Source organism: Paenibacillus sp. Soil724D2, from assembly GCF_001427935.1.
Classification (GTDB): Bacteria; Bacillota; Bacilli; order Paenibacillales; family NBRC-103111; genus Paenibacillus_E.
Window position 1 is genome coordinate 200,107 of the sequence record NZ_LMRY01000002.1, and the last position, 6,000, is coordinate 206,106.

The following is a 6,000-nucleotide window of genomic DNA, read 5'->3' on the forward strand; positions in this document are numbered from 1 at the left end:
GCGTTGCTCATTTTCGAATGACAACGATAGAGGTTTCTCTCACTATAAAAAAGCAGGTGAAGATTAACATGTCTGTGAATCAAAATGCGTACGATGACAGTCAGATTCAGGTTCTGGAAGGATTAGAGGCCGTTCGTAAAAGACCGGGTATGTACATTGGTTCAACCAGTGCCCGTGGACTTCATCATCTTGTATGGGAAGTTGTCGATAACAGTATCGATGAAGCTTTGGCCGGCTATTGCACAAAGATTGACGTAATTGTTCATAAGAATAATAGTGTTACAGTTATCGATAATGGCCGTGGAATCCCTGTTGGTGAAAACGCCAAGTTAAAAAGACCAACGCTCGAAGTTGTTCTAACGGTTCTTCATGCCGGTGGTAAGTTCGGTGGAGATGATTCCGGCTATAAAGTATCGGGTGGTCTGCATGGTGTAGGTATCTCAGTTGTTAATGCGTTATCTGAGCTGCTAACGGTTCAAGTTAAGCGCGAGGGTAAAATTCATCAACAAGAGTATCGCCGCGGTGCGCCTCAGTACGACGTGAAGGTCATTGGCGAAACGGAAGAAACAGGGACACAAGTTACGTTCCAACCGGATCCGGAGATCTTCAAGGAAACGACGGAGTATGACTATGATATTCTCCAATCCAGAATTCGCGAGCTAGCTTTCTTGAATAAAGGAATCGAGATCAATTTAATTGATGAGCGTACGGATACGGTCAATACACATAGGTACGAAGGCGGGATTGTTTCCTTCGTTCAGCATTTGAACCGTAACCGTGAAGTTGTCAATGAGATGCCAATCTATGTGGAAGGTTCCAAAGATAATATCTCCATTGAGATTGCCCTTCAGTACAACGATAGCTATACGGAAAATATTTACTCCTTCGCGAATAACATCAATACACATGAGGGTGGTACTCACGAGTCCGGTTTTAAAAGCGCGCTAACGCGGATCTTGAATGACTATGCCCGCAAAAGTAATTCGTTGAAAGAAAGTGACTCCAACCTATCGGGGGATGATGTACGCGAAGGTCTTGCTGCCATTATTTCCGTGAAAATCCCGGAGCCCCAATTTGAGGGTCAAACGAAGACTAAACTAGGGAATAGTGAGGTCCGTGGTATTGTAGAATCTCTATTTGCCGAGAAGCTGCAAACATTTATGGAAGAGAACCCCTCTGTTGCGAAGAAGATTCTCGAAAAAGGGATTCAAGCGGCAAGAGCAAGAGAAGCTGCGCGTAAAGCGAGAGAATTAACTCGTCGTAAAAGCGCATTGGAAGTCAGCGCGCTGCCAGGTAAACTTGCTGATTGCTCATCCAAGGATGCTTCCATCAGTGAGATTTACATCGTAGAAGGTGACTCTGCAGGTGGATCAGCTAAGCAAGGTCGTGATCGTCACTTCCAAGCGATTCTTCCACTTCGCGGAAAAATTCTGAATGTAGAGAAAGCTAGATTAGATCGGATTCTATCCAATACGGAAATTCGTGCGATGATTACAGCCTTTGGCACAGGGATCAGTGACGATTTCGATATCGCTAAGGCACGTTATCACAAAATTATTATCATGACAGATGCCGACGTAGACGGAGCACACATTCGTACGCTTCTGCTTACTTTCTTCTACAGGTACATGAAAAAATTAATCGAAACCGGTTATGTGTATATTGCACAACCGCCACTTTTCAAGCTCGAAAGAAATAAAACGGTTCGCTATGCGTATAACGAAAAGCAAAGAGAAGCCATCATGCAGGAGTTCGGTGAAGGCGCCAAAGTCAATGTACAGCGTTACAAAGGACTTGGCGAGATGAATCCAGAACAATTGTGGGAAACGACGATGGATCCGGAAAGCCGTACATTCCTTCAAGTAACGATCGAAGATGCAATTGAAGCAGATACGCTCTTTGATTCATTGATGGGAGATAACGTAGAACCTAGAAGAGATTTCATCGAGGAACATGCGAAGTACGTGAAAAATCTAGACATCTAAACGTCCTAGACGTTGCTAACGATGTAAGCTTTCAGGAGGAACATTCATGAGCGAAGAATTACATTCGCAAGTCAAAGAAATTGACATTTCTACCGAAATGCGTACATCTTTCTTAGACTATGCGATGAGTATCATTGTCAGTCGTGCACTGCCAGATGTAAGAGACGGTCTGAAGCCTGTTCATCGTCGTATCTTGTTTGCGATGTCTGAGCTAGGCATGTCTCCAGATAAACCACATAAGAAATCAGCGAGAATCGTTGGTGAAGTCATCGGTAAGTACCATCCGCATGGAGACACTGCGGTTTATGAGACGATGGTTCGGATGGCGCAAGATTTCTCACTTCGTTATATGCTTGTTGATGGTCATGGTAACTTTGGATCGATCGACGGTGATATGGCAGCGGCCATGCGTTATACCGAAGCTCGCTTGTCGAAGATCGCTATGGAGCTTCTTCGTGATATTAACAAAGAGACAATTGACTATAAACCAAACTATGATGGCGAAGAAAATGAACCGGTTGTTATGCCTTCTCGTTTTCCCAACTTACTTGTGAACGGAAGCTCCGGGATTGCGGTAGGGATGGCTACGAATATTCCTCCTCATAACCTTCGTGAGGTTATCGAAGGTATCCAAATGATGATTGAAAATCCGGATATTACACCTCTTGAACTGATGCAAGCTATCAAAGGACCGGATTTCCCTACAGCTGGCTTTATCTTAGGCCGTGAGGGGATTAGGCAAGCCTATCAAACAGGCAGAGGTTCTGTTACGATGCGTGCTAGAACTGTTATTGAAGAAAACAATAATAAAGCTAGAATCATTGTTAATGAGCTGCCTTATCAAGTAAATAAAGCTAGATTAGTTGAGAAAATTGCGGAACTTGTTCGTGAGAAAAAGATTGATGGTATCACGGATCTTCGAGATGAATCCGACCGCAACGGTATGCGAGTTGTCATCGAGCTTCGTCGCGACGTCAATCCGCATGTTGTTCTGAATAACTTGTTTAAACATACAGCCATGCAATCGAACTTCGGTATTATTATGCTAGCACTCGTCAACGGCGAACCAAGGGTTCTAAATCTTCGCGAGATGCTGCATTATTACCTCAAGCATCAGCAAGAAGTCATTCGCCGTAGAACTGAGTATGATCTGCGTAAAGCGGAAGCACGCGCTCACATTTTGGAAGGCTTGCGCATCGCACTTGATCACTTAGATCAAGTTATTGCCTTGATTCGTGCTTCCCGTACGACGGACGAAGCTAGAGAAGGGCTCATGACTACGTTTAATTTGAGCCTCGATCAAGCTCAAGCAATTCTCGATATGCGTCTACAGCGTTTAACAGGCTTAGAACGTGAGAAGATCGAAGCTGAGTATGCCGAACTTATGAAGAAAATCGCTGAGCTTAAAGCGATTCTTGCTGATGAGAATCTGATTCTAGCTATCATTAGCGAAGAATTGAATGAAATTAAAGAGAAATTCGGCGATGAGCGACGTTCCGAAATTACGGTTGGTGAGGAAAGCATCGAAGATGAAGACCTCATCCCACGTGAAGATGTCGTTATCACGATTACGCATACGGGTTACATTAAGCGTCTTCCGGTTACAACGTATCGGAACCAGAAGCGTGGAGGACGTGGCATTGTCGGAATGGATACCAAGGACAATGACTTCGTCGAACACTTATTCGTAACGAATACGCATCATTATTTGATGTTCTTTACGAATAAAGGTAAAGTGTATCGTTTGAAAGCTTATGAGATTCCGGATTTGAGCCGGACGGCTCGTGGAACACCAATCATTAACTTAATCCAGATCGAGCAAGGTGAGACGGTTAACGCGGTGATTCCGGTAGAAAGCTTCGAAACAGAGCAGTACTTATTCTTTGCAACGAAGCAAGGGGTTGTGAAGAAAACCCCGATTGACGATTATTCAAACATTCGTAAAGGTGGCTTAATCGCCATTAATTTACGGGATGATGATGATCTCATTGGCGTTAAGCTGACTGACGGTAACCAAGGTATTATTATGGGAACCAAGCTCGGCATGTCCATCCATTTCCCAGAACAAGATGTTCGTTCCATGGGTAGGTCTGCTACTGGGGTTAAAGGGATACACTTAGATCCAGAAGATACGGTTATTGATATGGACGTTGTCCATGAAGATAATAGTGTACTCATTGTAACGACCAAAGGCTTTGGTAAGAGAACGCCTGTTTCTGAGTATCGGATTCAGTCTCGCGGTGGTAAAGGGATTAAGACTTTGAACGTCACAGATAAGAACGGCCCAATTGTCGGTCTTAAAGTTGTGCAAAATGATGAGGATCTTATGATTATTACTGCATCGGGTACTGTTATTCGTACAAGCATGGATGGGATTTCTATGATGGGTCGTAACACGCAGGGTGTGCGCTTAATCAATATTCGTGAAGACGATGAAGTTGGAACCTTAGCTCGCGTGCAGAAAAATGAAGAGCAAAGCGAGAATGAGGAAGACGGCGATTGGGAAGAAACAGAAGTAACAGATACAGAAGAATAAAATGTCGGGATGGGGCTTACAAACCCATCCCTTTTACTTTACAATAAGAAGTATAAGAAAAATTAAGGTGAGTGAATGATTGTGCCGACAGTAGCCGTTTCTCAATTAAAATATGGTGAAAGATTAGGCGATAACGTAATAACGAAATTGGGAAATGTACTTTTCAATAAAGGAAAAGTCATTAGTGAGAGAGAAATTGAGATTCTAAAAGCGTTTCTCATTTCCTCTGTCTTTATTGAGTCTAAGAATGGTGTAGAATCCGAAGCCACGAGTGAAGAAACGAAACCGAATGAAGTTGCAACCATTCATCCTTTTTATATGGAATACCAGAATATGTTGAAGCTGCTTAAACGCGTTTTTTATCTCGCTAATGGTGGACAACCTCTTCCCATTTTAGATCTTCGAAACGGTCTTGAAGCACTCATTCAACATATTGATGCCTATAAAGTACTTACCTTCACTCCGAAAAATCGCAGTTTGCAAGATTACATTTATCACAAAAGTATTCAGGTCAGCTTAACCGCTTATTCATTAGCTAGATGGCATGGTCTTCCTCAGAAAGATCTGATGCAAATAGCGTTAGCTGGTCTCTTACATGACATTGGTATATCCAAAGTTGATCCTGCCATTCTTGAGAAGAAGAGTTCCCTAACAGCATCTGAAATGGATGAGATTAAACAACACACGCTAATCGGGTATCAGATTCTTAAAAATATTTCCGGTATTAACGAAGGCGTCAAATTAACGGCCATTCAGCATCATGAACGTGAGGATGGGTCGGGTTATCCTTTAGGAGTTAAAGGTGACAAGATTCACATGTATGCCAAAATAGTAGCGATTGCTGATATTTATAACGCCATGACCAATGAGCGTTACTATAAAACGGCTTTATCGCCGTATGTTGTACTAGAGCAGCTCTTCACAGAATCATTCGGTAAAGTAGATCCAACCCTGGTTCAAGTATTTATGAACAAGTCCACACAAATCAGCAATGGAACAATCGTAAAACTAAGCGATAACCGTGTAGGTGAGATTATTTTCTCCGATCGCTCGCATCCTACAAGACCTTGGATTAACGTTAATGGAACGATCGTAAATTTAACATTAGAAAGAAGCCTATTCATTCAAGATGTTATTGGTCATATTTAAAAGACATAGAGAGTAATGTTAACCCCCTGATGCAGGGGGTTTTCTTTATTATTAAGAAATGAAAAATAAAGCTTGCAATCTGTTTTTAGATTTGTTATAATACTCCTTGTCGCTTCGGCGGTCGAACGAAAGAACGAAAGAAATTAAAAAAAAGTTCTTGCAATCGAATAGGCCGATGTGGTATATTAATCAAGTCGCCTTTGAGGGGCGAAGGATTAAAATGAAAGAAATTGATCTTTGAAAACTGAACAACGAGTGAGTAAGCACAGTCGAGCAATCGACTATAATGAGATGAATAATCTCGCTAGCAAGTCAATGAGCAATTAATCT

The 6,000-nt window shown here is 42.4% G+C and carries 3 protein-coding genes; all 3 read left to right on the top strand.

The window, feature by feature from the left end:
* Positions 1–68 precede the first annotated feature (68 nt).
* The 3 genes from gyrB to ASG85_RS04915 all read left to right on the top strand — a co-directional run bounded on the left by gyrB (position 69) and on the right by ASG85_RS04915 (position 5,670).
* The gene (gene gyrB / locus ASG85_RS04905; protein WP_057304383.1) at positions 69–1,985 is read left to right on the top strand and encodes a DNA topoisomerase (ATP-hydrolyzing) subunit B; all 1,917 of its coding nucleotides are present in this window, start codon (positions 69–71) and stop codon (positions 1,983–1,985) included.
* A 46-nt stretch (positions 1,986–2,031) separates the two neighbouring features.
* Entirely contained in the window at positions 2,032–4,521 is a 2,490-nt protein-coding gene (gene gyrA / locus ASG85_RS04910; protein WP_060645525.1) for a DNA gyrase subunit A, read from the top strand.
* Between the two features lie 81 nt (positions 4,522–4,602).
* Positions 4,603–5,670, top strand: coding sequence for an HD-GYP domain-containing protein (locus tag ASG85_RS04915; RefSeq protein WP_060645536.1), 1,068 nt, complete (start codon positions 4,603–4,605; stop codon positions 5,668–5,670).
* Positions 5,671–6,000 lie beyond the last annotated feature (330 nt).

Bases quoted from the DNA above. Each gene is read 5' to 3' on its own strand.
- gyrA (WP_060645525.1), top strand. From the start codon at position 2,032: ATGAGCGAAGAATTACATTCGCAAGTCAAAGAAATTGACATTTCTACC.
- gyrB (WP_057304383.1), top strand. From the start codon at position 69: ATGTCTGTGAATCAAAATGCGTACGATGACAGTCAGATTCAGGTTCTG.